Source organism: Arthrobacter sp. 01T414 (assembly GCF_056398965.1).
The window spans coordinates 465238-490105 of record NZ_JBFTQK010000002.1; the positions used below are offsets into that span (position 1 = coordinate 465238).

Here is a 24868-nt window from a genome sequence, read left to right on the forward strand (position 1 = left end):
TGACCTACCGAGGAGGCCCACGTGTCCATCAGCGCCGAGAACACGACCCATGAATCAGTGGCTGCGGGGCACACTGCTCCGGAGCCCACTCCTGAAGAGGCCGCCCAGCTGCAGGAGCTGTACCGCGACTTCGACCGTGAAAACCTGATCCCGCTCTGGACCGAGATCGCGGACCTGATGCCGATGGTGCCGAGCCCCAAGGCGGTCCCCCACGTCTGGCGGTGGAGCGATCTGTACCCGCTGGCTGCCCGCGCCGGCGACCTCGTCCCGGTGGGCCGCGGCGGCGAACGCCGCGCCATTGCCCTGGCCAACCCCGGCCTCGTCAATACCCCGTACGCCACCCCGACGTTGTGGGCGGCCATCCAGTACCTCGGCGCCCGCGAGACCGCCCCGGAGCACCGCCACTCGCAGAACGCCTTCCGCTTCGTCGTCGAAGGCGAAGGCGTCTGGACCGTCGTGAACGGCGACCCGGTGCGCATGTCCCGCGGCGACTTCCTGCTCACCCCGGGCTGGAACTTCCACGGCCACCACAACGACACCGACGAGCCGATGGCCTGGATCGACGGCCTGGACATCCCGTTCGTGCACTACGCCGACGCCGGGTTCTTCGAGTTCGGCACCGAACGCGTCACCGACGAGGCGACCCCGGACATCTCCCGCTCCGAGCGGCTCTGGGCACACCCGGGCCTGCGTCCGCTCTCCGGCCTGGACGACACCACGAGCTCCCCCATCGCGGCCTACCGCTGGGAGCACACCGACCGGGCCCTCCGGGAACAGCTGCTCCTCGAGGACGAGGGCCACCCCGCCACCGTCTCCCAGGGCCACGCGGCGGTCCGCTTCACCAACCCCACCACGGGCGGCGATGTCATGCCCACAATCCGGGCCGAATTCCACCGGCTCCGCGCCGGCGCGTCCACGCAAGAGCTCCGCGAGGTGGGCTCGAGCGTCTGGCAGGTCTTCGAAGGCACCGGCTCAGCGGTGCTCAACGGCGAAACCCGGACGCTGGAAAAGGGCGACCTGTTCGTGGTGCCGTCCTGGGCATCTTTTTGCCTTCAGGCCGACCTGCAGGCCGGAAGCGAATTCGATCTCTTCCGCTTCAGCGACGCCCCCATTTTTGAACGGTTGAACTTCAACCGCACCTACACCGAAGGACGCAAGAACGCATGAAACTCCTCACCCTCCGCCTCGCCGCTGGCGACAACACCGTCACCGTGGCTGTGCGCCAGGACGGCGACACCCTGACCGAGATTGACGGCTTCGCCAACGTCGGCGAGCTGCTGAAAGACGCCGACTGGGAAGCCACGGCTAAAGCTGCCAGCGGCGCCACCCATCCGCTCGACGGCGCCGACCTTGACGCCGTGGTCCCCTCCCCCGGCAAAATCATCTGCGTGGGCCACAACTACCGCAACCACATCAAGGAAATGGGCCGGGAAGTCCCCGAGTTCCCCACCCTGTTCGCCAAGTACGCCGAATCCCTGATCGGCCCGAACGATCACCTGGCCCTGCCGCAGGAATCCGACGCGGTCGACTGGGAGGCCGAGCTCGCCGTCGTGATCGGCAAGGCCGGCCGCCGGATCAGCGAAGCCGACGCGAAGGACCACATTGCCGGCTACGCCGTTCTCAACGACGTGTCCATGCGCGACTACCAGTTCCGCACCATCCAGTGGCTGCAGGGCAAGACCTGGGAAAAGTCCACCCCGTTCGGCCCGGCCCTGGTCACCAAGGATGAGTTCTCCGCAGGACCGCTGATGACTTCCGAGGTCGACGGCGAGGTCCAGCAGCAGACCCCTACCGGCGACCTGGTCTTCACGCCGGAATTCCTGGTCTCCTACATCTCCACGATCATCACGCTGAACCCCGGCGACGTGATCGCCACCGGCACGCCCGGCGGCGTGGGCCACGCCCAGGATCCGAAACGCTATCTGCAGGAGGGCCAGCTCCTGGTCACCACCATCGAGGGCCTGGGCCAGCTGAAAAACCGCGTGGTCAAGGAAGCCTGATGGTTGCCCGCCAGGACCAGACGACGGACCCGGAGCTCCTGCAGGCCCTCCTGCAGGCGCGACGGGGCACGGCGTTCTTCGCCCGCAAGCTCAACGAACTCACCGACGCAGAGCTCGACGGCGACTCGCTGCTGCCCGGCTGGACCCGCCGCCACATCACGGCCCACATCGGCTACAACGCCCGCGCGATTGCGCGCCTCATCGAGTGGGCGGCCACCGGGGTGGAGACCCCGATGTACCCCTCCACCGAGGTCCGGGACCACGAGATCGACTTTGGCGCCACGCTTCCCCCGATTGCGCTCCGGCACCTGTTCGACCACTCCGCGGTGCACCTGAACGTTGAATGGCGTGACCTGCCCGAGCACGCCTGGCACCACAGGGTCCGGACAGTCCAGGGCCGGGAGGTGCCTGCCGCCGAAACGGTCTGGATGCGCAGCCGGGAGGTCTGGATGCACGCCGTGGACCTGGACAACGGCGCAGCCTTCCGCGACATTCCGGTTCCCGTGCTGGAACGGCTGCTGCGGGACATCACCGGAGCCTGGAAAACCCGCGGCACCGATGCGGGCCTCGTGGTCAAGGTCACCGACCGCGACCTGACCTTCGGGGACACCCTGGCGGAGTCCCCGACTGTGGTGTCCGGGCCGCTGGCCGCCGTCGTCGAATGGGCCGCCGGACGCGGCCACGGCGGCGTCACCGCTGCCGGGCCCGGAGCCTCGAACGGCCTGGCCCCGGCCGCGCCGAAGTGGATCTGAGCACCGTCTGAGCCGACGGGCGCTCCTGCCCAGTTACATCCCTCGAATCCGCTCCTGTGCCGGGGACACGCCGGCCGGCTGCGCGTGTCGGACCTGGTAACTGGGCTGGAGCGCACGGGGCCACTATGCGAGGGCCCCTTTAGCCTTCTTCGCAGAGCAGGTGGTACCAGCTGTCGGCGAGCACTTCCAGGGCGTGTTCGCGGTTGGGTTCGAACTTGCGCCGGGTCCAGAGCGTGGCCACGTAGTCCAGGGAGGTGAAGGCGAGGGTCCCGCGGATGTGGCGGGTCTCCTCGGTGAAGCGCCCGGCAAGTTCCATCCCGCGGACCAGGTCGGATATGACCTCCTCGTGCCACCCCTCCACCATGGCGCGCACCTCACGGTCGACCGCGGCCGCCTCGTCGAGGACATCGAGGTAGGGCCGGAAAACCGGCCACAGTGCCGCCCGCGACTCCAGCCAGGCCAGGATGCCCGGCAACTCGCCGGCGCGCACCACGTCCACCAGGTCCGGCGCGGTGGAACCGCTCTCCGGCCCATCGGCGCGGTCCAGCACCGCGTTGACCCGCGCCATGAAGTCCCGCATCAAGTCAGCGCGTGAGGGGTAGTAGGCGTAGAAGGTAACCCTGGTGGTACCCGCCGCCGCGGCGATCTCATCGATCGTGGTCGCGGCATAGCCTTTCTCGGTAAAGAGCTCCAGCGCCCGCTCCACGATCATGTCGCGGGTGAGCTTCTTCTGGGCTTCTCGCAGCGACGACATGGATCAATCCTAACGTTGCGGCACGGGGTCAAACCCGGGAAGTCGCCGCCGGGCGCGGCGCGGCCAGGCCGGCGCCAACCGGCTCAGCGTCGGCCAGCCGGCGCAGTTTGGGGATCGGGATTCGGAAATTGAGAGCGGCTGCGGTCCCGGAACCGTCCGGATTGGACCAGCGCAGCAACTCCGAGCCGTCTTCACCGCCCCGCTCGCAGTAGCCGGGGGCACCCGAGACAGGTGTGAAGCCGACCGCTTTGAGCGACAGGCCGAAGCCTTCGGTCCAGAAATAGGGCTGGAAGTTGAACTCGGGTGCGGCGTCGCCGTGCAGCAGTCCGACGGCGGCGACCTTGGCCTGGTCGATGGCACTCGTCCACAAAGGCACCCGCTGCACGCCGCGGAGGGTCGGGAAGAACGCCACATCGCCGGCCGCCACGATCTCCGGCCGCACCCGGCCGCGGGAGTCCACGCGCAGCGCACCCTCGGCGAGCAGCTTTGAGCCGACCAGCCAGCCGATGTTGGGCTCATCGCCGACGGCGGTGACCACCAGGTCAGCCTCGAGCGAGGTGCCGTCGGCCAGGACAACGCTCGCCCGGTCGCCGTGATCGACCAGCCGGGCCTTGCCGCCCTCAACCACCCGCAGTCCGCGGCGGACGGCGGCGGTGGTGAAGAGGTCCGCCAGATAGCCGCCGAGTTGACGGACAAGCGGCAAGCCGTCTGAAACGAGGGTGACCTCACAGCCCATATGCAGGCAACCGGATGCCACCTCCATCCCGAGGGGTCCGCCGCCGATCACGATGACCGAGGGCCGCGCTGCGATGCGTTCCCTCAGGTGGACGGCGTCCTCGATGGTGCGCAGCGTCAGTTCCAGAGGCGCCTCGTCCCCGCCGGGTGCTGCCGTGAGCCGCCGTGCCCGGGAACCGGAGGCGATGACCAAGCCGTCGTACGGCAGCTCATCGCCTCCGTCCAGCAACACCCGCCGGGCCTCGGCGTCCAGGCCGGTCGCGCTCACGCCGAGCAGCTCGGTTGCTTCGTGGCCAGGTTCTGGGAGCTCATGCGCCCGGAGGCCTCCATCACCGCTGCCGCCGGCACCGTTCCCGCTGTCGCCGTGCAGCAGCGCCTTGGACAGGGCCGGGCGGCTATAGGGATGATGGCGCTCGGCACCCACCACCGTGAGTTCGCCGTCGAAACCGGCCGAACGCAGCGAGTCACAGGCAGTGAGCCCGGCGATGCCGTTGCCGACCACGACGATCCTGCGCATCATCAGGCTGCGGCCAATCGCAGTGCGGCTACCGGGCAGACCCTGACAGCAGCCTTGGCAGCGTCGAGCTCGGGCCCGTCCACCTCCGCGACATCGATCACCAGTTCGCCGTCGTCGTCGAGATGCATCAGCTTCGGCGCGGCTTCCTCGCAAAGGCCGTGTCCCTCGCAGCGCGGCCGGTCCAGTTCGATCCTCACGCGGCCACCACCTTTTCGACTTGGAGCGACTCGTGGCTGCGGGTGATGTTGCTCGGTTCCCGGACCTCATCCGAGATCGTCAGCGTCTTCACCCTGCGTGCAAGCGCCTCGATGATGGCGTGCGCCTCGAGCTTCGCCAGCCCCTGTCCGGCGCAGCCGTGGGGTCCGTAGCCGAAGGAGAGGTGGTCCACCGGGTTGCGCAGAATGTCAAAGGTGTCCGGGTTTTCGTAATGCCGCGGATCCCTGTTGCCAGCACCAAACAGGATGCCCACCTGGGCACCTGCAGGAATCGTGACCCCGTCGATCTCGACGTCGCGGGTGGCCTTGCGGCCCCAGATGTGGACCGGCGCCCAGTAGCGCAACACCTCGGCGAAGGCTGCGGGGACGAGTTCGGGGTTCTTCCTGACCAGCTCGAACTGCTCGGGGTGGTGGCCGAAGAGCGCAATGATGTTTCCGATCGAAGCGATGGTGGTATCGACACCGGCACCGAGGTACTGGTGGATGATGTGCCCCGCGGAGCCCTGGGGAATGTCCCCGCGCACCTCGGCGTCGAAGATGCCGCGGCCGATCGAGCCGGGGGTGAGGTCCTCGGCGGTGACCGACGAGCACCAGCCATAGAGCTCGCCGGCGATCGGGAAGTTCTCCTGCGTGCGCTGGTTCAGCGGGCCGAGGACCTGCATCGCAGCCTGGCCCCAGCGCAGCATGTTGTCCCTGACGTGGCCGCTGAAGCCGATGAGGTCGGCCACGATCTCGATCGGGAAAGCCCGGGCCAGGGAATCGATGGCCTCGAAGCTGCCGCTGACGGCTAGTTCGGCCACGAGCTTGTCAGCCTTTTCGTCGATGACGACCTTCAGGCCCCGAAGCGCTCGGGGGGTGAGGTTCTGCGACAGCGTGGCGCGCAGTTGCGTGTGGACGGGCGGGTCGGAGGCGAGCGAGGTGCCTTGGAGCGCCTCATTCACCATCGGGTTGAAGCCGATGCTGGTGGACGAGAACGTTTCCGGATCCCCCAGTGCGTCGCGGATGACGTCGTAGCGCGTCAGGACGTAGAGCTCGTTCTTGGGCAGGTGGACAACGGCTGCCTGCTCGCGGAGCGAGGCGTACGTGGGGTACGGGTCGATAAGGATGTCGTCATCCCAGATGTCGATGTCGGATTCGAGGGGTGCAGTCATGGTGTTCTCCAAATGATGTGTTGGTTGTTGGATCCAGCCCGGGCGGTCAGTCTCAGACCGCAGCCTCGGCGCTGGCCTCGGCGTTGGCTTCGGTGGTTTCCGCGACGGCGTCGGGTGTGGGTGCCGAGGCCCGGGCGGAGATGAACAGGGTGAGGATGGCGGAGAGTGTCGCCGCGATGCCTGCGGCAAGGTAGACGACTTGGAAGCCGTGGCCAAGGGATGCGCCCGCCACGCCTTGGATTTGCTGCTTCGCGGCGCCGAGGGCCTGGACCATGCCATCGACGGCCTGGGCGGGTGCGCCGCCGGCCGCAGCCTGGCCGGAGAACTGCGCGATCACGCCGTCCCAGCCGGAGAGGTAGCCCAGGGGCGGGACGTTCGACAGCCCGGCGACGGCGTCGGCGGGCAGGCCCGCGCCGCCGAGGATCCCGGCCAGGGGGCCGACGAAGACGCTGGCGCCGATTCCGAACGCGATGGCCGAGCCGATGACGGGGCCCAGGGCGAAGCCGAGGTCGCGCAGGAGGTTGGTCGTCGCGGATGCCATGCCGATGTGCTGCGGCTGGACGGTGTTGATGGCGACGGCGGTGATGGAGCCGACCGTGAGCGCGAACCCGATGCCCAGTAGCAGGAGCGGCGCAATGAACGCCGTCCAGGGGGTTCCGCCAAACGCCTCCGGCGTGCCCAGGGCGAAGGTCGAGAGCCAGAAGGCGGAGACGGCCATGAAGGCGAAGCCAGCGGTGAGTACCCAGCGCGGAGCCACATGGTGGATGAGCCAGCCGACCGCCGGGATGAAGGCAAACGCAGGGCCCTGGATGAAGACGAAGAGCACGCCTACCTTCCAGGCTTCGGCGAGGGCGAGTCCGCCGACAGCGACGCTGGTGCTGTAGCAGACCGCTAGGAAGGCGAACATGCCGGTGACGGCAACCACGCCGGTGATCGAGTAGGCGCTGTTTTTGAACAGCGAGAGGTGGATCAGCGGCTGCTTAGTGCGCATTTCGATGACCACAAAGGCGACCAGGAGTACGCCGCCGGCAACGTAACTGGCGATCACCTCGGCGCTGCCGAAGCCGGCGTCGACCGCTTGCACGGTGGCGAAGAGCACCGCGATCAGGCCGAGCGCGAGAGTCACCTGGCCGGGCAGGTCCAGCTTGCGTCCCTCGGCCGCTGCAGAATCCTTGGCCCGGACCGCCACGATGAGAACCGCGACGGCGATCGCGGCAGCGACGTAGTAGGCCACCCGCCACCCGCTGAAGACGTTGGGCGCGCCGGCAGCGGCACCCGGGACGGTGAAGGCCGCCGCCGTCACGCCTGCCAGCATCGGCGAGATGACCGCGCCCAGCGACAAGAACCCGGCCCAGGTGGCGATGACTTTGGCCCGGGCGCGGTGGTCGGGGGTGATCGCCGCGATCATGGACAGCGAAATGGGGAAGAGGATGCCGGCCCCGATGCCGCCGACTGCCTGCGCCGCGATCATCATCTCGGTGCTGGAGGCCAGCGCCGCCAGGACCGAGCCGGCGACGCTGATTGCAGCGCCGGCGTAGAGCAGCTTCTTGCGGCCGAACAGGTCACCGAGGAGACCCCAGCTGAGCTCAAACACCACGATGCCCATCATGAACATGCCGGCAATCCAAGTCAGGCCGGCGCCCGAGGTGTGGAACTCCACCGCAAAGGTGCCGTTGAGGGCGCCAGGCAGTGCGTTGGTGATTTGGGCCAGTGTGACGGCGCTATAGGCGGCGACGAAGGTGGCCCGGACCGAGCCGCGGCCCGGCACCGGTGTGGTCAGACTCATCGATGAAACTCCTTTGTTTCGGAAGAAGGTGTGGCGCTCACCACAGTGTGGAGTCAAGCTTTACAGACTGTCAAGAGCGCATACGCAATGTTGCCTTCACAAACGTCCAATGAAGCCGCGTTCCGTACGCGCCGACAATTTTCTTGACACGATGTAAAGCGTTGTGTGATGCTGGCAACACCGCAACGGAGCGCTGGCGCGCCAGGCTTCGCGGCCCTGAATTCAACCCCGCAACCCAAGGGAGAACCCTCGTGAGTCACCCCACCCCCGCCGGCACCGCCGCAGCGACCAAGGCCCCCGCCGGGCGCACCGTCAACACGGTCCTGGGCCCCGTGCCCGATTCCGAACTGGGTGTGGTCGCGGTCCACGAGGCACTGCTCTCGGTCCTCCCCGGCGCCCAGTACGCCCCCGACATCACGATGGACCGGGCAGAGATTTTCGAAACCCTGGCCGCGAAGCTGCAGGACTTCCGCGACCACGGCGGGCGGACGATCGTTGACAGCACAGGCATGTTCCATGGCCGCGACCTCAAGCTCTACGAGGCGCTCTCACGTTCCACCGGCGTCCACATCGTCGCCTCCACGGGCCTCGGCCCGGAGGAAGAACTCGGCGGCTACTTCCTGACGCCGCAGACCAACCCGCCCACGCCGTGGCCGGCCGAAAAGTTTGGCGATCTCTTCGGCAAGGAGGTCACCGAGGGGATGGTGATTCCCCGGGTCGAGCGGCGCGCCCCTGCCGGCATCGTCGCCACCATCGCCGACCGCGCGGGCATGACCGCCACCGAGGAAAGCTTGTTCCGGGGATCCGCCCGCGCCGCCCGGAATACCGGCGTCCCGGTGTCCATCCGTTTTGGCGCCGACGCCCTGCACGATCTGGACATCGTCCTGGATGAGCAGGTCGGAGCCGACCGGGTGCTCGTCGGAGACCTGGACCGTAAGGACGTCGCCGGCGCCGCCGCCGAAGTGGCCGGCCGGGGAGCCTTCGTCGGCATCGACCATGTGGGCCTGAACGACAACCCTGGCTACCTCACCGACCACGAGCGCGCCGAGCTGGTGCTCGAGCTCGTCACGGCCGGCCATGCCGACAAGATCATCCTCTCGGGCAACTCGATCGGCGTGGCCAAGGGCCTGCCGGAGTACAACCTGCCCTACAGCCACGTCCTCACCACGTTCATGCCCTTCCTCAAGTCCTGGGGCCTGGGCGAGGAGGACAGCCGACGCATCCTCGTGGACAACCCGCGCAGGCTGCTGGCCGTGCGCTAAGCCCACGCCCGTACGTCCCCTAACCCTTTCGACCCCTGAGGTGAACGAATGACCAAGGTCAACACCGTGCTGGGAACCATCCCGGCCGAAGAACTGGAAATCGTGGCGGTCCACGAACACATCGGCTACGGCATGCCGGGGTCCGAGCTGGACACCAAGTGGTGGAAGTCGCCGGAGCAGGCCTATGAGGAAACTGTGCCCAAGCTGCGGAAGTTCCGCGACTACGGCGGCGGCACCTTCGTGGATGCGACGGGCATCTGCAACGGCCGCGACGTCGACTACTACAAGTCCCTGTCCCGGAAGACGGGCGTCCACATTGTCGCCTGCACCGGCTTCGTCGGCGGGGACACCGCGCTGCCCCACTTCTCGCGTGCGTCCGTGGACTACCTCACCAAGGTGTTCATCCACGAGATCACCGTCGGCATCGGATCCACGGGCGCCAAGGCGGGCGTCATCAAGGTTGGTGTCAGCCGCGGCGGCCGCATGACGGAGCTGGACAAGCGCATCTACCGCGCCGCGGCCCGCGCCGCCGTCGTCACCGGCGCACCCATCCTGACCCACCTGGCCATCGATCCGGAACCGGCCGTGACCATCTTCAACGAGGAGGGCCTCCCGCTTGACCGGGTGCTCTTCGGCCATGCCGACGACGGCCTGAACGCTCCGATCACCCCGCACGACTGGATCTACGAACAGGGCGGCCGGATCGGCTTCGATACCTTCGGCTACGACCTGGAACTGCCGGACCCGCCCTTCTGGGGACGCAAGCGCGCGGAACGCATGGAGCACTTCGTCAAGCTCGTCAACAAGGGCTACGCGGACAAGCTCCTGGTCTCGGCCGACGCCAACTGCAGCCCCCTCGGCTGGCCGGGCGTGAAAGGCCACACCATCAACTACATCTTCGAGGACATGATCCCCGACATGCGGGCGGCCGGCATCGATGACGCCACCCTCAAACTCCTGCTCGAGGACAACCCCGCAGACTTCCTGTCGCTTAGCGCCTGACCCTCCCTGACACGCACAGCCCACCCCCTCCCCTGACTTGGCCCGGGCCAAGAAAGAGTCAAGAAAGAGAACCATCCAATGAAGGCTGAAGACATCAAGAACCTCAAGATCGCCGTCGTCGGCGCCGGCTACGGCGGCGCCGCAGCGGCCAAGGCCCTGAGCCTGCTTGGCGCAGACGTCACCGTCTACGAGCAGGCTCCCCAGATGGGCGAGGTCGGCGCCGGCATCGGCCTCCGTCCCGCCACGATGGCCCGGTTCCGCCAGTGGGGGATCTTCGATGCGGTCGCCAAGGTCAGTTCACCGAGCGACTACTTCGAAATCCTCACGGCCACCGGCGAACCGATCATGAAAGACAACTGGCCCGAAGCCGGCGATGAGAAGCACACCTACCTCATCCATCGCCGCGACTTCATCGATGCCCTGCTCGGCGTACTTCCCGCGGGCATGGTGCAGCTTGGCCACCGGCTGGAGACCATTGAGGACAAGGGCGGCAGCTCCGTCCTGACCTTTGCCAACGGGGAGAGCGTCGAGGCCGACCTCGTGGTCGGCGCGGACGGCATCAAGTCCACGCTCCGCGAGCAGCTCTTCAGCAGCGCGGGCCCGGTGTTCTCCGGCGAGCACGCCTACCGGGTGGTGATCTCCGCCGACGACGCCCACGGCCTGGTGGTCGACGACAACCTGCGGATGTACATCGGCAAGGGCACGAAGGTCTACCTGCTGCCGCTGCGCCACCGCAACCAGATGTCCTTCGACATCACCGCCCTGAACCCGGACGGGACCTGGGCCCCCGCGATCAGCAAGGAAGACCTCCTGAAGACGGTGGAAGGTTTCGACGAGCGGATCGTGGGGATCGCCCGGGGCCTGGACATGCACGCCGTGAACATCCGGGCGGTCTACGACATCGACCCCGTTGACACCTGGCACACGGACTCGGTGGTCCTGATGGGCGATGCGGCCCACTCCATGCTGCACCACCAGGGGCAGGGCGCGAACTCCGCCATCGAAGATGCCGGAGCCCTGGCCGACGCCCTGGCCGAGGCCGGCTCGGTCAAGGAAGCGCTGGCGCTGTTCCAGTCGACCCGCAAGCCGGTGACGGACGAACTGCAGCGCATCTCGCGCCAGGGATGGTCCGAGGAAGAGGTCAACGACGTATTCCCCGGACAAAAGCCCGCGTCCCAGCAGCCCGCGTCCCAGCAGCCCGTCCAGGTGGAGGCATAACGGTATGGCAATCCATCCAGAAATCGCCAAGGTCCTGGCCACCCTGCCTGCACCCGATGGTTCTCCCCTGGACCCTGGCGCCATGCGCGCCGGGGAGGCCGCGCAGGTCGCGCCGCCGGAGGAGCGTCTCCCGCTCCACGCCGTCGAGGACGCCACGGCTGTGACCCCATTTGGCGAAGTGCCGGTGCGGATCTATACCCCCGCCGAGGCCGACAGCTACGGCCTCCTGGTGTATTGCCACGGCGGCGCGTTCTTCCTCGGCAGCCTGGACACCCACGACCATGTGGCGCGCTCCCTGGCCAAGGAAACCGGCTACAAGGTCATCTCGGTGGGCTACCGCCTCGCCCCAGAGGCCGCCTTCCCTGCCGGGCTGGACGACTGCTACGGCGTGGTGCGCTGGGCGGCCGGACAAGGCGCCGGCCTGAAGTGGGACGGCAAGAACCTCGCCATCGCCGGCGACAGCTCGGGCGGCAACTTCGTCGCCGCGGTCGCAGCGAAGGCCCACGATGACGGATTCGAGCGGATCACCCACCAGATCCTCTACTACCCCTCGCTGGACCTGGACTTCGACGTCGAACGCTACGCCTCGCTGCGGGAGAACGCCGAAGGGTACGGACTCGAGACGGCCGGGCTGCTGCCGTTCAACTCCTTCTACCTTGAAAGCGGAGCCGATCCGGAGGACCCCCTCGTCTCCCCCATCAAGCGCCGGGACCTCTCCGGCCTGCCGCCGGCCCTGGTCATCACCGCCGAGTACGACCCGCTGCGGGACGAGGGCGAACTTTACGGCCGGCGGCTCAGGGAAGCCGGAGTGGAAGCCTCGGTCAGCCGCTATGCGGGCGCCAACCACGGCTTCGTCGCCAATTTCTCCTGGATTCCGGAGTTCTATGGGGCCATCGAAGAAACCGCCGCCTTCCTGGGCGGGAGCGCGGGGCCCAACGGGCACCCAGGCCTGGCGCGGGCACAGAGGAGTGGGGCGCAATGACTGAACCGGTCGCCGTCCACCCCTTGTTCTCCCCGTGGGGGCGGTTCGGCCTCTACAGTTTCTTCATCGATGCCCCGGAGCCCGCGATCGTGGATACGGGCATCGCGTCCTCGCCCGCCGAGGGCATGGTGCCGGCCCTGGCGGCGATCGGCCGCCGAATCGAGGACGTCCGCTGGATCCTGCTGACCCACGGCCACATCGACCACCTCGGCGGCGCCCATGCCTTGTGGGAGCTCACCGGACGGCGAGCCCAGGTGGTCATCCACGAGGCCGACGCCCCCATGCTGCGCTCCCGCCGCGCCCATGTGGACGAATACCTTGCCGGTCGCGGGCAGTACCTGCATGACCCGGACGGCGAGGCCAAGCTGACAGCCGCCACGAACGCCGTCATCTCAGGCGAGATGGAACCGGACGTGCTGGTGCGCGGCGGCGAGACCCTCTCCCTCGGCGGAAACGTCACCGTGTCGGTCCACTCGATCCCGGGCCACACCCCGGGTTCGGTGGCGTACGTCGTCGACGGCCAAAACGACGTGTTCGTCGGCGACGCCGTCCAGGTCCACGGCGCCGCCAACGGCTTCCCCGGCTTTGTGGACCCGGCCGCCTACCGTGCGAGCCTGCGTTACCTGCGCGATGAAATCCGTCCCAAGCACCTCTACCTGGGCCACCCGTACCGACGCGCCGACGGCACACCGTACGGCGTGAAGCTCGACGCCGCAGAGGCCGCGGAGGCGCTTCAGGGGAGCCTCGACGTCGAGGCACGCGTCAATGAGGCGGCCTGCGGCTGCCTGGCCGACGGGCTGCAGGACTCCGGCTCGCCCTATTCGCCCTTCACCCGCGCTGCCGAGGACCTTGGCTACACCGGGGACCCCACGCTGGAGCCGTCCCCGTTCTTCACCACGCTCCACGGCTACAGCACCGCGCTGGACCCCACGACCCACGATGAGGAGATCAGCACTCGTGAATGACTTCCAGATACTGGACGCAGGCGGCGAGAAGATCGCCGTCCGCAAGGACCTCCGGGTCCCGATGCGCGACGGCGTCGAGCTTGCCGCCGACGCCTACCAGGGCCCCGAGGACAAGCCGCGGCCCGCACTCGTGGCCCTGAGCCCGTACGGCAAGGAGTTGCAGGCGCTCGCGCTGGCCACGCCGCCGCAGCGGCGCCCCAGCCCGATGTGGGACGGCTGCATCGAGGCCGGCGACATCGCCCGGATCGTCAAGGAAGACTACGTCCACGTCATCGGCGACCTGCGCGGCTCCGGTCATTCCGGCGGCGAGCACATCGGCAACTACAACGCCGGTGGTGTGTCCCTGGGCCAGGACGCCTACGACTTCATCGAGTGGGTCGCCGAACAGCCGTGGTGCGACGGCAACGTCGGCATGGTCGGCATCTCCTACTTCGGGTCCATGCAGGTGCTGGCTGCCGCCGAACGGCCGCCGCACCTGAAGGCGATCTTCGTCTCCGGCGGACACTACGACTTCTACGAGACCACGTACCACGGCGGCATCATGTGGTTCATGCCGCGGGCCGCGCGGGAGGGCCGCGGCGGCGACTCCGGCTGGGCGTTCACCGACGGCGTCAAGTCCCGCATGATCGAGAAGCACTCACCCGCGGACCTCAAGGAACTCGTCGCCAAGCGCCTGGAGGATCCCGACGTCGCCGCCTGGCCGAACCTGGTCCACGTCCTGCACTACCCGAAGAACCACGAAGCCTGGTTCGACATCGTGATGAACGACCTCGACGGCGACTGGTACGAGGAGCGCAACCCGATCACGCTCGCGCCGAACATCGAGATCCCGGTCTGGCTGCAGATCGATCAGGGCCGTGGCTGGACCATGGACGGCACGATCGAGCTGTTCAACGCCCTGAAGGGCCCCAAGAAGCTGGACATCGGTCCGTACCCGCCGATGCAGTCGCGTCCGTTCATCGAGGAACACGACAAGATGTTCCGCTGGTACGACTACTGGATCAAGGGCATCGACAACGGCGTGATGGACGAGCCTGCTGTCAGCGTCTTCGTCGAGGGCTCCCGCGAGCTCGTGACCGCGGAGGCATGGCCGCCGAAGGACACAGACTACAAGTCCCTCTACCTGCGGCCGCGGCGCAAGCTCTCGACCGAGCCGGAGCTCATGGGCGCCGAATATGCGGCCCCGGACGGCTTCTACCAGGCGCCGCTGACGGTGACCGACAAGGTGGAAATCATCAGCTGGTCCACCCCGGCCTTCGAGGAAGACACGGAAATGATCGGCTCGGGCGCCGCCCACATCTTCGCCGAGATCGACCAGCCGGACACCAATTTCATCCTGCGCCTGTGGGACTACGCCCCCAACGGCAAACGGCAGCTCATCACCAGCGGCTACCTCAAGGCCTCGCACCGCGAACTCGATGAACGCAGCACCGAAGGCAGCCCGGTCCACCCGCACACCCGATCGGTGCCGGTGGAACCCGGCGTGATCGAGGAGTATGTCCTGCGGCTCTACCCGTTCGCGAACACCTTCAAGCAGGGCCACACCTTGACGGTTGAGCTGTCCAATGACGAGCCGCTGGCCGACGAGCACAACGCACTGCTGCCGCCGGACGCCTTCCACCTGCCGGTAGGCCGCCCCGTCACCCACAAGATCTACCGCGACGCGGCCCACCCCTCCCGGCTGGTGCTGCCCTTCACCACGCAGTCGTCGCTCCAGGACACGGCGGAGTGAGCTGAAAGGGCTGCGCTCCTGCCCAGTTACCTCCCTCGAATCCGCTTCTGTGCCGGGGACACACCGGCCGGCTGCGCGTGTCGGACCTGGTAACTGGGCTGGAGCGCACGGTCCGGCAGAAGGCACCGGCCCCGCTGTGCTAAATTTCGGCCCATGACCTCGCAACCGCCAAGCCATCATGCCGATGCGCCCGCTGCCGCCGCTATCGGCCTGTTGGCGAGGCACGGCTTCGACGCAACGTCTGTCGACGACCTTGCGGACGCGGCGGGGATGAGCCGCAGCACCTTCTTTCGGAAGTTCGGTTCCAAGGAGGACGTCGTCTTCGCCGACCACGAGCGGATCCTGCGGCAGGTCACCGACAGCCTGGCGGAAACGATGCAGGAACCACTCGCGGCGATCTGCGAAGCGGCCCTGCTGGTCTTCAACCACCACCTGCGGAACAGGGAAACGTCCCGGGCGCGCTATGAGCTAATGCAGGCGGTTCCCGCACTCCGGGACCGGGAGCTGGTCACCTCGCACCGGTATGAGAGGGCGTTCCTCCAGCACCTCCTGGACACCCTGCCCGACGCCGAACACCGCGAATACAAGGCCGTCTCCTTCGCCGCGGCCGTGGTGGCCGTGCACAACGCCTTCCTCCGGCGGTGGCTCCGCACGGCGGCCGGGGCCCCGGAAGCGGAGAAGGCTGCCCGGGACCGCTCAACGGCGCTCTCTAACGAACTGCACGCCCTCTCGGAGATCTTCCGTCCGGCGCTGCTGGGCTCGGGCCGCGCGCCCGAGTCCACCGCCGTCGTCGTGACTGTCCTCGCGGCGGGCGCAGACAAGGACGCAATTGCCCAGGCCGTCCGGGATGCCCTCCCCTAAGCCAGGGATCGAGCGTCGTGACACTGAGTTTCTTGACGTGGGACTCCGTTTCATTGCATCCTTAGTCGATGTGGCGCGAGCCACACTCCGCGGGCGATCAGACCCCGCACCGCAGACAGAGGACTACACATGACGACGACGTCGCCCGGCTCCGGGCTTACCGCCACAGCGACCGCGGACAACTTTCCGCTCGGAACCGTAGAACCCGATTACGTGCTGACCGAGGCCCTGGGCACGGACCCCGCCGCCGTCTTCACCAGCCTCAGCGACGAGGACCGAAGCTACTGGGATCGTGCCCGCAGCTTCGTCCAGGACGAGGTCCTTCCCGTCATAGACGGTTACTGGGAGCGCGCCGAGTATCCACTGCACCTGCTCCGGCGCCTCGGCGAACTCGATTTGCTGCGGGACGGCGTCGAGGTCGACGGGTACCCCGCGATGAGCAGCATGGCCGCCGGCCTGGTGAACATGGAAATCAGCAGGGGCGACGGCTCCGTGGCCACCATGATCGCCGTGCAGGGCGGCCTCGCCCTGCGCTCCGTCGCGGAGTGCGGGTCCGCGGAGCAGAAGGACCGCTGGCTGCCGGCGATCGCCGCCGGCACGGAATACGCCGCGTTTGCCCTGACGGAACCGACCCACGGATCGGACTCCGTGGCCCTGGAGTCCACGGCCACCGCCACGGACGGCGGTTTCCTGCTCAACGGCGAAAAGAAGTGGATCGGCAACGGCTCCGTCGGCGGCGTCAGCGTGGTGTGGGCCCGCGGCGAGGACGGCCAGGTGCACGGCTACCTGGTTCCGCAGGACTCCCCCGGCTACTCCGCGACCAAGATCGAGGGCAAGCTGGCCTTGCGCGCCATCTGGCAGGCGCACATCCGGCTCGAGAACGTCTTCGTCCCGCAAGAGAACGTCCTGCCAGGCGCCCGGACCTTCAAGGACACCGCGCGCGTGCTGCTGGCGACCCGGCTGGGCGTCGCCTGGTCCGCCGTCGGGCATGCCACCGCCTGCTACGAAACCGCCGTCCAGTACGCCAAGCAGCGGGTGCAGTTCGGCCGGCCGCTGGCAGCTTCCCAGATTGTGCAGGAACGACTGGCCCGGATGCTCAGCGAGCTGGCCACCATGCAGCTGATGGTCGTCCAGATGACCCGCCTCGACGAAGAAGGGCTGCTCACTCCCGAGCAGGCCTCGCTGGTCAAGTACACCTGCACCCGGACGGCCCGCGGCATCGCCTCCAATGCCAGGGACCTGCTCGGCGGCAACGGCATCCTGCTGGCCAACCGCGTCGCCCGGCACCTCGCCGACATCGAGGCCATCCACACCTACGAGGGCACCGAGACCATGCAGGCCCTCATCATCGGGCGCGGCATCACCGGAACCTCCGCCTTCGCCTGAGCCCCCGCCTGATCCGCACCGCGCCCGCCACCCCGAAAGGATTCTCATGAACCAGAACGCCAACATCCCCGTCATCCTCGGCGGCGCCCGGACACCCTTCGGCCGCTTCCGCGGCGGCCTGACCGCCTTCTCGTCCAGCGAGCTCGGCGCGCACGCCATCCGCGCCGCGCTGGACCGGACCGGCGTCGCTCCCGAGCAGGTCGGCGCCGTCATTGTCGGGCAGGTCATCCAGGCCGGAGCGGGCCAGGGTCCGGCGCGGCAGGCCAGCCTGGCCGCCGGCATCGGCTGGGACGTTCCCACCGTAACGATCAACAAGCTCTGCCTCTCCGGGCTCACCGCCGTGATCGACGCCGCCCGGATGATCCGTGCGGGCGAAGCCGACTTCATCGTCGCCGCCGGCCAGGAATCAATGACCAACGCGCCCCACCTTGTGCCCGGCCTGCGCGCCGGCGTCGTCATCGGCGATGCGCCGATGCTCGATTCGCTGAACCACGACGGCCTGCAGGATCCGGTGAGCGGGCAGCTCATGGGCACCGCAACGGACGCCGGCAACGCCGAGCGGGGCATCGCGCGCGCCGAGCAGGACGAGGTCGCGGCCCGCTCCCACCAGCGCGCCGCGGCAGCACGCGCTGAAGGCGTACTCGCCGAGGAGATCGCCCCGATCGAGGTTCCGCAGCGCAAGGGCCCGGCGCTCACGCTCGAACACGACGAGGGCATCCGGCCGGAGACCACCGCGGAATCGCTCGCCCAGTTGCGGCCCGCCTTCTCGAAGGACGAAGCGGCCACCATCACGGCCGGGTCCTCCTCCCCGCTCTCCGACGGTGCCGCGGCGCTGGTGATCGCCAGCAAGGCCGCAGCCGAGGCAGCGGGACTGGAATGGATTGCCGAAATTGGCGCCCACGGCCAGACCGCCGGGCCGGACGGCTCCCTGCATTCGCAGCCGGCACGGGCCATTGAACGCGCCCTCAAGGGCGAGGGACTCTCTGTCGAGGACCTCGACCTCGTCGAAATCAACGAAGCCTTCGCCTCCGTGCTCATCCAGTCGGCCAACGACCTGGGCATCGAGGCCGAAGCCGTCAACGCCGAAGGCGGCGCCATCGCCCTCGGTCATCCGGTGGGAGCTTCCGGTGCGCGCCTGGTGCTGCACCAGGCACTGGCACTGAAGCGCCGCGGTGGAGGCACCGGCGTCGTCGCCCTTTGCGGCGGCGGCGGCCAGGGCGACGCACTGATCCTCAAAGCATGAGCACCCCTACGAAGAAGCAGGCCATGACCAACAACAGCACCGCAGACGGCTTCGGAACAATCTCCGTCGCCGCCATCCTGGCCGAATCCGCCCGGCGGACACCGAACAGCATCGCCCTCATCGTCGGTGAGGACGAGACCAGCTACGGCGAACTGTGGCGCGGGACGCGTGCCTACGCCGGGGCGCTGCGGGCCCGCGGCATCGGGCCCGGCGACGCCGTCGCCGTCCTGATCCCCAACGTCCCGGACTTCGCCCGCGTCTACTACGCCGTCCTCTCGCTGGGAGCCATCGTGGTTCCGGTGCACGCCCTGCTCAAGGCACGCGAAATCGAATACGTCCTCCAGGACAGCGGCGCCAGGATGTTGATCTGCGCCGCACCGCTGCTGAAGGAAGGCGCCGCCGGCGCCGTCAGCGCCGGCGTCAATGTCCTGACGGTCATGGCACCCGAGGACGGCGATCTGCCCCGGCTCGAGTCGGAGGCGGCCGCGGCCGAGCCCATCCGCAGCTACGAGCCATGCCGGCCCTCGGACACCGCCACGATCCTGTACACCTCCGGCACCACAGGCAAGCCCAAGGGCGCCCTAGGCACGCACTTCGCCCTGGTGGAACAGACCTCCGTCATCTTGACCTCGGTCATGGACTTTAAGCCCGGCGACGTTCTCTTCGGCGGCCTGCCGCTCTTCCACACCTTCGGCCAGACCGTGGTGCTCAACGCCGGCCTGCGGGCGGGGGCCACAATCGTGATGATGCCGCGCTTCAACGGCGAAGATGCCCTCCAGCTGATGGCCCGGCACAACGTCAACATCTTCCTCGGCGTGCCGACCATGTATGTGGCGCTCATCGAAGCGGCGAAGACCGTTGCCGTCCGTCCGACCGGCCTCCGCTACGGCATCTCCGGCGGGGCATCGCTGCCGCTTGCGGTGATGGACCGGTTCCGCGACGTCTTCGGGGTGGAGATCCACGAAGGCTATGGCCTGACCGAGACCTCTCCGGTCGCCGCGTTCAACCATGTGGGCACCCAGCCCCGGCCCGGCACCATCGGGACGGCCATTTGGGGCGTCGACATTGAAATTGCGCGGGCCGAGACGGTCGACAGCATCGAACTGCTGCCCACGGGCGAGCTGGGCGAGCTCGTCGTCCGCGGACACCTGCTGATGAAGGGCTACCTCAACCGGCCGGAGGCCACGGAGGAGGCGATCGTCGACGGCTGGTTCCGCACCGGGGACCTTGGCACCAAGGACGACGACGGATACCTCACCATTGTGGACCGCAAGAAGGACATGATCATCCGGAACGGCTACAACGTCTACCCCCGCGAGGTGGAGGAAATCCTGCTCACCCACCCGGAGGTGGTCAGCGCCGCCGTCTATGGGATCCCGCACGACGTCCACGGCCAGGAAGTCGCGGCCGCAATCGTGCTCGACGCCGGCGCCACCGTCTCCGAGAAGGAGCTGATCGACTTCGCCAGCGCCCAGCTGGCCGCGTACAAGTATCCTCGCGTCATCAGGCTGCTCACGGAGCTCCCTCTCGGCCCGAGCGGGAAAATCCTCAAGCGAAGCCTGGCCGGCGGATCCAACGGGACGTAGGAGGAACAGCATGGGGATTGACGCCCGTCGATAAACTGGCCACGTGAAATTTCTCGAGAACGCCCCGCGGTTCCTCTTCTTCACCGGCAAGGGCGGGGTGGGAAAGACGTCCATAGCCTGCGCGGCGGCGCTCACCCTCGCGGGTAAGGGCAGAAGGGTCTTGCTGGTCAGCACAGACCCCGCCTCCAACGTCGGGCAGGTCTTCGGGGTCAGCATCGGGAACACCCTCACGCCCATCCCGGGGGCACCGGGGCTCTCCGCCCTGGAAATTGACCCTGAGCAAGCCGTCGAGGCCTACCGGGAACGGATCCTCGCCCCCGTAAGGGGTCTCCTCCCGGAGACCGAACTGGTAGGCATCGCCGAGAGCCTCTCAGGCTCCTGCACAACGGAGATTGCCTCTTTCGACGAGTTCACCAACCTGCTCGCCGACGACGATGCATACGGCGAGTACGACCACATCCTCTTCGACACTGCCCCGACAGGCCACACGCTGCGGCTGCTGCAACTGCCCGGCTCGTGGACCGATTTCCTGGCCGCCGGCAAGGGCGACCCCTCCTGCTTGGGGCCGCTCTCGGGACTCGAGAAGCACAAAGAGGTATATGCCGCGGCGGTCCGTGCCCTTACCGATCCGGCGAGGACTCGGCTTGTCCTGGTCACCCGGGCACAGAAGTCGGCACTGAGCGAGATCGAGCGGACGTACCGCGAACTCGAGCAGATCGGGATCGGCGGCGGTTACGTCGTCGTCAACGGCGTGCTCCCGGATTCAGCCGGCACGGAGGAACTGGCGCGGGCGCTGAGGACCCGCGAGTCTGCTGCCCTCGCCTCCATTCCCGAGTTGGTCGCCGGGCTGCCACGCGATGTCCTGGAATTGAATTCGGGCAACATGGTCGGCATTCCGGCCCTGAAGTCCCTGTTCGTGACCGCTTCCGGCGCCAGCTCCACGGCAGACGCGGCAGACGCGGCCCCGGCCCCCGAGGTCAGCCACGCTCCGCTGGCCGCCCTGGTGGACGAGATGGAAGCCGACGGCCATGGTCTCGTGCTGTGCATGGGCAAGGGCGGGGTCGGGAAGACCACCGTCGCGGCCGCTATCGCAGTCGCGCTGGCGAACCGGGGTCATGCGGTTCACCTCACGACGACCGATCCGGCCGCTCACCTCACCGAGACGCTCAACGGTTCCATCACGGGCCTGACGGTTTCGCGGATCGATCCGGAGGCGGCCATCCAGGAATACCGCAGCCACGTGATGGAAACCAAGGGCCGGAACTTGGACGAAGAAGGACGTGCGGCGCTGGCCGAAGACCTGTTGTCCCCGTGCACCGATGAGGTAGCCGTGTTCCGGCAGTTCTCCAGGGTGGTTCAGGAGTCGCGCCGGCACTTCGTGGTGATCGACACCGCCCCCACCGGGCACACGCTGCTTCTCCTGGATGCAACCGGTTCCTACCACCGCGAGATCGCCCGCCAGGTCGGTGACACCATGGGGTTCGTGACGCCGCTCATGCGACTACAGGATCCAGCCCAGACCAAGGTCGTACTTGTCACCCTTGCCGAACCAACACCGGTGCTCGAAGCACAGGAACTGCAGTCCGACCTGGAAAGAGCCGGCATCCATCCGTGGGCCTGGGTGATCAACAACTCGATCGCAGCCGCGCATCCGCGGACGCCGTTCCTGCGGGCCCGCGCCGCGAGCGAATTCGAACAGATCACGAAAGTGCACACCCTGACGGGCCGGGTAGCCCTGATTCCGCTGCTGGCCGAGGAACCCGTTGGAGAAGAAAGACTGTCCGCGCTGACCACTCCCAGCTCGGAGCCGGCCTGAGAGAGACTCGCCCCGCCGGCTCCGCGGCCCGGCTAGTCGAGCCGGCCCCGGTCCAGCAGCGCCTCGATATCCCGGGCCGTGGCGTCCAGCCTGGCGATCGTGTCGCGCTGGAGGGACCGCAGGTATTCGGCATCCGACTCGCCGTCCTGAACCCAATTCTCGTCGCCCGGCGCGTCCATCGCCTGGCGTGTGTTTGCCGTGGCTGTCCTGACGTTTTCCAGCACGGCGCGCAGCCTGTCCTGGGCGGTGGGCTCTTCCATGGTCATGGGTGTCCTTTGTTCGCGAGGCTGTTGCCGGTCCTTGGGACCAGTTTCCCCGCGGGCACGTGCACGGCACCAGAACTAAAGGACCTGGGTTCGCCGTTCGATCAGCACGGTGTCCCGCCATTGGCCTGCGGCAGGGCCGTGGGCCATCCGGCCAATCTTTTCCCGCCGGCCGACCGCCCTGAACCCGTGGGCGAGGTGGAGTCCCAGGCTCCGCTCGTTCTCCGGGAACACGCTCGCCTGGATGGTCCAGATGCCGTCCCGTTCCGTCGAGGCGATCAGGGACCGGAGGAGGACGGATCCGATCCCCCGGCCGCGCGCGGCTGCGGAGACGTAGATGGAGTGTTCCACGACGCCCGCGTAAACCGGCCGGGCGGACACGGCGGAAACCGCAGCCCAGCCGAGAATCCCGGCGTCGGGCGTCTCCGCCACCAGGCGGTGCGAGGCCAGCCGCGAGGCGTCGAACCGGTGCCAGTCCGGCGCCTCGGACTCGAACGTCGCCTGCCCGGTGGCGATACCCTCGCTGTAAATTCTGTGCACCGCCGGCCAGTCCGTCTCCCGCATCGGCCGGACGGCGACACCCGCCGCGGTTCCCCGGCTCACAGTGTCGCCAGGAGCCCGGCAGTCTGCTCGATCGCGCCGGGCACCAGTGAGTAGTAGGCCCAAGTCCCGCGCTTTTCACGGTGCAGCAAGCCGGCGTCGACCAGGATTTTAAGGTGGTGCGACACGGTGGGCTGGCCCAGGTCCAGCGGTTCGGTAAGGTCGCAGACGCAGGCTTCCCCGCCCCCGGAACCCTTGACGATGGAGAGGAGCCGTAGCCGGTTAGGGTCGGCCAGGGCCTTGAACACCAGGGCCTTGCGCTGGGCATCCTCTGCGCTCAGGACGGCCTGGTCGGACGGTACGCAGCAGGCCTCGTCGACGGCCGGCTCAAGGGTCTGCAGAGAATTCATGTGTCTATTATGCACATGGATTGACATCCATCGATATAGTTGGCAATACTTCATATCGATAACCATCAATCTTTTGCCGAGCTGTCCAAATCAGGCTGCGCCGGCGCAGTACAGGAGTCCCGTGAACATCCAGACCGACCAGTCGCCCGACGTCGAAGGTGAGGCCGCCGTCGTCGGCAAACTCTCCACTCTGGACCGGTTCCTGCCCGTCTGGATCATCGCGGCCATGGCTCTCGGCCTGCTGCTGGGCAGCTTCGTCCCGGGCCTGAATACCGCACTTGAGGCCGTCAAAATCGGCGAGGTCTCCCTGCCGATCGCCGTCGGCTTGCTGGTGATGATGTATCCGGTGCTCGCCAAGGTCCGCTACGACCAGGCACACCGCGTGATCGGCGATCGCAAACTCATGATCACCTCCCTGGTCCTGAACTGGGTCCTCGCCCCGGCGTTCATGTTCGTCCTGGCGTGGATCTTCATCCCGGACCTGCCCGAGTACCGCACCGGGCTGATTATTGTGGGCCTGGCCCGCTGCATCGCCATGGTGATGATCTGGAACGACCTTGCCTGCGGCGACCGCGAGGCCGCGGCCGTGCTGGTGGCCATCAACTCCGTCTTCCAGGTCATCGCGTTCGGCGCCCTCGGCTGGTTTTACCTCCAGCTCCTGCCCTCCATCCTGGGCCTGCCCACCACCAGCGCCGGCTTCTCCTTCTGGGCCATTACCGCCTCCGTGCTGGTGTTCCTGGGGATCCCGTTGCTGGCCGGCTTCCTCACCCGCACACTCGGGGAACGGGCCAAGGGCCGCGACTGGTACGAGGGAACCTTCCTTCCGAAACTCGGCCCCTGGGCACTCTACGGCCTGCTGTTCACCATCACCCTGTTGTTCGCCCTGCAGGGCGGCACCATCACTTCCCGCCCGCTGGACGTCGCCCGGATCGCCCTGCCGCTGCTGGTTTACTTCCTGGTGGTCTTCGGCGCCGGGATGCTGATTGGCCGGCGGCTGCGACTGGGCTACGCCAAAACCACCACCCTGGCCTTCACCGCGGCGGGCAACAACTTCGAACTCGCCATCGCCGTCGCGATCGGCACCTTCGGCGTCACCTCCGGGCAGGCGCTGGCCGGCGTCGTCGGGCCCTTGATCGAAGTCCCCGTCCTAGTTGCACTGGTCTACGCGGCCCTCTGGGCCCGCAAATGCTACTTCACCTCCCGCACCCTTTCCGTCTAACCCCACAAACCTCAGGAGAACGCCATGAGCACCGAAACCGCCAAGAAGCCGTCCGTCCTCTTCGTCTGCGTCCACAACGCGGGCCGCTCCCAGATGGCCGCTGCCTTCCTCACCACCCTGTCCAAGGGCGCCATCGAAGTCCGCTCCGCGGGATCTGCGCCCGCGGATAAGGTCAACCCCGCCGCCGTCGAGGCCATGGCCGAACTCGGGATCGACATGACTGCGGAGATCCCCAAGGTCCTCACCACCGAGGCCGTCAAGGAATCGGACGTCGTCATCACCATGGGCTGCGGCGACACCTGCCCGATCTTCCCGGGCAAGCGCTACGAGGACTGGGAACTCGAGGACCCTGCCGGGCAGGGCGTCGACGCGGTCCGTCCCATCCGGGACGAAATCAAGTCCCGCATCGAGGAGCTCATCGCTTCCCTCACCCCCGCGAACAAGTAACCACCCCGCCGAACGAAACAGAGGAC

General features: G+C 67.7%; 24 protein-coding genes. 16 read left to right on the forward strand and 8 right to left on the reverse strand.

The window, feature by feature from the left end; translation table 11 throughout:
- Window positions 1–21: 21 nt before the first annotated feature.
- From AC1DK9_RS07600 to AC1DK9_RS07610, 3 genes are read left to right on the forward strand one after another with little or no spacing between them, the layout of a single operon-like run.
- Window positions 22–1167 (forward strand): cupin domain-containing protein, encoded by a 1146-nt coding sequence (locus tag AC1DK9_RS07600; RefSeq protein WP_476915497.1) that lies wholly within the window; start codon window positions 22–24, stop codon window positions 1165–1167.
- Window positions 1164–2000: a fumarylacetoacetate hydrolase family protein gene (locus tag AC1DK9_RS07605; RefSeq protein WP_476915498.1), complete on the forward strand. Its 837-nt coding sequence runs from the start codon at window positions 1164–1166 to the stop codon at window positions 1998–2000. Before AC1DK9_RS07600 ends, AC1DK9_RS07605 begins: the two co-directional genes overlap by 4 nt.
- On the forward strand, window positions 2000–2752 hold the full coding sequence (locus AC1DK9_RS07610; protein WP_476915499.1) for a maleylpyruvate isomerase family mycothiol-dependent enzyme: 753 nt from the start codon (window positions 2000–2002) through the stop codon (window positions 2750–2752). Before AC1DK9_RS07605 ends, AC1DK9_RS07610 begins: the two co-directional genes overlap by 1 nt.
- A gap of 139 nt (window positions 2753–2891) precedes the next feature.
- Here AC1DK9_RS07610 and AC1DK9_RS07615 read toward each other — a convergent pair whose 3' ends face one another.
- The 5 genes from AC1DK9_RS07615 to AC1DK9_RS07635 are packed head-to-tail and all read right to left on the reverse strand — an operon-like array spanning window position 2892 to window position 7910.
- Window positions 2892–3506 (reverse strand): TetR/AcrR family transcriptional regulator, encoded by a 615-nt coding sequence (locus tag AC1DK9_RS07615; protein WP_476860823.1) that lies wholly within the window; start codon window positions 3504–3506, stop codon window positions 2892–2894.
- Window positions 3507–3534: 28 nt separating this feature from the next.
- Window positions 3535–4761, reverse strand: a complete 1227-nt coding sequence (locus tag AC1DK9_RS07620; protein WP_476915500.1) for an NAD(P)/FAD-dependent oxidoreductase — start codon at window positions 4759–4761, stop codon at window positions 3535–3537.
- Window positions 4761–4955, reverse strand: a complete 195-nt coding sequence (locus AC1DK9_RS07625; protein WP_476860825.1) for a ferredoxin — start codon at window positions 4953–4955, stop codon at window positions 4761–4763. Before AC1DK9_RS07625 ends, AC1DK9_RS07620 begins: the two co-directional genes overlap by 1 nt.
- The gene (locus AC1DK9_RS07630) at window positions 4952–6124 is read right to left on the reverse strand and encodes a cytochrome P450 (protein WP_476915501.1); all 1173 of its coding nucleotides are present in this window, start codon (window positions 6122–6124) and stop codon (window positions 4952–4954) included. Before AC1DK9_RS07630 ends, AC1DK9_RS07625 begins: the two co-directional genes overlap by 4 nt.
- A gap of 52 nt (window positions 6125–6176) precedes the next feature.
- Complete coding sequence (locus tag AC1DK9_RS07635; RefSeq protein ID WP_476915502.1) at window positions 6177–7910, reverse strand: MFS transporter; 1734 nt, start codon at window positions 7908–7910, stop codon at window positions 6177–6179.
- A gap of 251 nt (window positions 7911–8161) precedes the next feature.
- Here AC1DK9_RS07635 and AC1DK9_RS07640 point away from each other — a divergent pair, with 251 nt between their 5' ends.
- The 11 genes from AC1DK9_RS07640 (at window position 8162) to arsA (ending at window position 21963) form a co-directional block, all read left to right on the forward strand.
- Window positions 8162–9172, forward strand: a complete 1011-nt coding sequence (locus AC1DK9_RS07640) for a phosphotriesterase family protein (RefSeq protein WP_476860828.1) — start codon at window positions 8162–8164, stop codon at window positions 9170–9172.
- A 48-nt stretch (window positions 9173–9220) separates the two neighbouring features.
- Window positions 9221–10174, forward strand: a complete 954-nt coding sequence (locus AC1DK9_RS07645) for a phosphotriesterase family protein (protein WP_476860829.1) — start codon at window positions 9221–9223, stop codon at window positions 10172–10174.
- A gap of 78 nt (window positions 10175–10252) precedes the next feature.
- Window positions 10253–11392 carry an FAD-dependent oxidoreductase gene (locus AC1DK9_RS07650; RefSeq protein ID WP_476915503.1) on the forward strand — a complete coding sequence of 380 codons (1140 nt, stop codon included), beginning with the start codon at window positions 10253–10255 and terminating at the stop codon, window positions 11390–11392.
- Window positions 11393–11396: 4 nt separating this feature from the next.
- Window positions 11397–12374, forward strand: a complete 978-nt coding sequence (locus AC1DK9_RS07655; RefSeq protein WP_476915504.1) for an alpha/beta hydrolase — start codon at window positions 11397–11399, stop codon at window positions 12372–12374.
- Window positions 12371–13339 (forward strand): MBL fold metallo-hydrolase, encoded by a 969-nt coding sequence (locus AC1DK9_RS07660; protein WP_476915505.1) that lies wholly within the window; start codon window positions 12371–12373, stop codon window positions 13337–13339. Before AC1DK9_RS07655 ends, AC1DK9_RS07660 begins: the two co-directional genes overlap by 4 nt.
- Complete coding sequence (locus AC1DK9_RS07665; RefSeq protein WP_476915506.1) at window positions 13332–15071, forward strand: CocE/NonD family hydrolase; 1740 nt, start codon at window positions 13332–13334, stop codon at window positions 15069–15071. The genes AC1DK9_RS07660 and AC1DK9_RS07665 overlap by 8 nt, the downstream gene beginning before the upstream one ends.
- Window positions 15072–15224: 153 nt before the next feature.
- Window positions 15225–15932: a TetR family transcriptional regulator gene (locus tag AC1DK9_RS07670; RefSeq protein ID WP_476915507.1), complete on the forward strand. Its 708-nt coding sequence runs from the start codon at window positions 15225–15227 to the stop codon at window positions 15930–15932.
- Window positions 15933–16061: 129 nt separating this feature from the next.
- Window positions 16062–17318, forward strand: a complete 1257-nt coding sequence (locus AC1DK9_RS07675; protein ID WP_476860835.1) for an acyl-CoA dehydrogenase family protein — start codon at window positions 16062–16064, stop codon at window positions 17316–17318.
- A gap of 46 nt (window positions 17319–17364) precedes the next feature.
- Window positions 17365–18561, forward strand: a complete 1197-nt coding sequence (locus AC1DK9_RS07680; RefSeq protein WP_476860836.1) for an acetyl-CoA C-acetyltransferase — start codon at window positions 17365–17367, stop codon at window positions 18559–18561.
- Window positions 18562–18584: 23 nt separating this feature from the next.
- Window positions 18585–20147, forward strand: coding sequence for a long-chain-fatty-acid--CoA ligase (locus AC1DK9_RS07685; RefSeq protein WP_476915634.1), 1563 nt, complete (start codon window positions 18585–18587; stop codon window positions 20145–20147).
- A 43-nt stretch (window positions 20148–20190) separates the two neighbouring features.
- Entirely contained in the window at window positions 20191–21963 is a 1773-nt protein-coding gene (arsA, locus tag AC1DK9_RS07690; RefSeq protein WP_476915508.1) for an arsenical pump-driving ATPase, read from the forward strand.
- Between the two features lie 32 nt (window positions 21964–21995).
- Here the strand turns inward: arsA and AC1DK9_RS07695 are convergent, their stop codons facing one another.
- The 3 genes from AC1DK9_RS07695 to AC1DK9_RS07705 all read right to left on the reverse strand — a co-directional run bounded on the left by AC1DK9_RS07695 (window position 21996) and on the right by AC1DK9_RS07705 (window position 23176).
- A complete protein-coding gene (locus AC1DK9_RS07695) occupies window positions 21996–22229 on the reverse strand; it encodes a hypothetical protein (RefSeq protein ID WP_476860838.1) in 234 nt (77 codons plus the stop codon).
- A gap of 75 nt (window positions 22230–22304) precedes the next feature.
- Window positions 22305–22790 (reverse strand): N-acetyltransferase family protein, encoded by a 486-nt coding sequence (locus tag AC1DK9_RS07700; RefSeq protein WP_476915635.1) that lies wholly within the window; start codon window positions 22788–22790, stop codon window positions 22305–22307.
- Window positions 22791–22825: 35 nt separating this feature from the next.
- The gene (locus AC1DK9_RS07705) at window positions 22826–23176 is read right to left on the reverse strand and encodes an ArsR/SmtB family transcription factor (protein WP_476860839.1); all 351 of its coding nucleotides are present in this window, start codon (window positions 23174–23176) and stop codon (window positions 22826–22828) included.
- A 127-nt stretch (window positions 23177–23303) separates the two neighbouring features.
- Between AC1DK9_RS07705 and arsB the strand changes: the two genes are divergently transcribed.
- Window positions 23304–24395 carry an ACR3 family arsenite efflux transporter gene (arsB, locus tag AC1DK9_RS07710; protein ID WP_476860965.1) on the forward strand — a complete coding sequence of 364 codons (1092 nt, stop codon included), beginning with the start codon at window positions 23304–23306 and terminating at the stop codon, window positions 24393–24395.
- Between the two features lie 24 nt (window positions 24396–24419).
- Window positions 24420–24842: an arsenate reductase ArsC gene (locus AC1DK9_RS07715; protein WP_476915509.1), complete on the forward strand. Its 423-nt coding sequence runs from the start codon at window positions 24420–24422 to the stop codon at window positions 24840–24842.
- Window positions 24843–24868 lie beyond the last annotated feature (26 nt).

Bases quoted from the DNA above. Each gene is read 5' to 3' on its own strand.
- AC1DK9_RS07675 (WP_476860835.1), top strand. From the start codon at position 16,062: ATGACGACGACGTCGCCCGGCTCCGGGCTTACCGCCACAGCGACCGCG.
- AC1DK9_RS07620 (WP_476915500.1), bottom strand. From the start codon at position 4,761: ATGATGCGCAGGATCGTCGTGGTCGGCAACGGCATCGCCGGGCTCACT.
- AC1DK9_RS07610 (WP_476915499.1), top strand. From the start codon at position 2,000: ATGGTTGCCCGCCAGGACCAGACGACGGACCCGGAGCTCCTGCAGGCC.
- AC1DK9_RS07715 (WP_476915509.1), top strand. From the start codon at position 24,420: ATGAGCACCGAAACCGCCAAGAAGCCGTCCGTCCTCTTCGTCTGCGTC.
- AC1DK9_RS07700 (WP_476915635.1), bottom strand. From the start codon at position 22,790: ATGCGGGAGACGGACTGGCCGGCGGTGCACAGAATTTACAGCGAGGGT.
- AC1DK9_RS07605 (WP_476915498.1), top strand. From the start codon at position 1,164: ATGAAACTCCTCACCCTCCGCCTCGCCGCTGGCGACAACACCGTCACC.
- AC1DK9_RS07680 (WP_476860836.1), top strand. From the start codon at position 17,365: ATGAACCAGAACGCCAACATCCCCGTCATCCTCGGCGGCGCCCGGACA.
- AC1DK9_RS07655 (WP_476915504.1), top strand. From the start codon at position 11,397: ATGGCAATCCATCCAGAAATCGCCAAGGTCCTGGCCACCCTGCCTGCA.
- AC1DK9_RS07685 (WP_476915634.1), top strand. From the start codon at position 18,585: ATGACCAACAACAGCACCGCAGACGGCTTCGGAACAATCTCCGTCGCC.
- AC1DK9_RS07645 (WP_476860829.1), top strand. From the start codon at position 9,221: ATGACCAAGGTCAACACCGTGCTGGGAACCATCCCGGCCGAAGAACTG.
- AC1DK9_RS07660 (WP_476915505.1), top strand. From the start codon at position 12,371: ATGACTGAACCGGTCGCCGTCCACCCCTTGTTCTCCCCGTGGGGGCGG.
- AC1DK9_RS07695 (WP_476860838.1), bottom strand. From the start codon at position 22,229: ATGACCATGGAAGAGCCCACCGCCCAGGACAGGCTGCGCGCCGTGCTG.
- AC1DK9_RS07630 (WP_476915501.1), bottom strand. From the start codon at position 6,124: ATGACTGCACCCCTCGAATCCGACATCGACATCTGGGATGACGACATC.
- AC1DK9_RS07670 (WP_476915507.1), top strand. From the start codon at position 15,225: ATGACCTCGCAACCGCCAAGCCATCATGCCGATGCGCCCGCTGCCGCC.
- AC1DK9_RS07705 (WP_476860839.1), bottom strand. From the start codon at position 23,176: ATGAATTCTCTGCAGACCCTTGAGCCGGCCGTCGACGAGGCCTGCTGC.
- AC1DK9_RS07615 (WP_476860823.1), bottom strand. From the start codon at position 3,506: ATGTCGTCGCTGCGAGAAGCCCAGAAGAAGCTCACCCGCGACATGATC.
- AC1DK9_RS07635 (WP_476915502.1), bottom strand. From the start codon at position 7,910: ATGAGTCTGACCACACCGGTGCCGGGCCGCGGCTCGGTCCGGGCCACC.
- AC1DK9_RS07650 (WP_476915503.1), top strand. From the start codon at position 10,253: ATGAAGGCTGAAGACATCAAGAACCTCAAGATCGCCGTCGTCGGCGCC.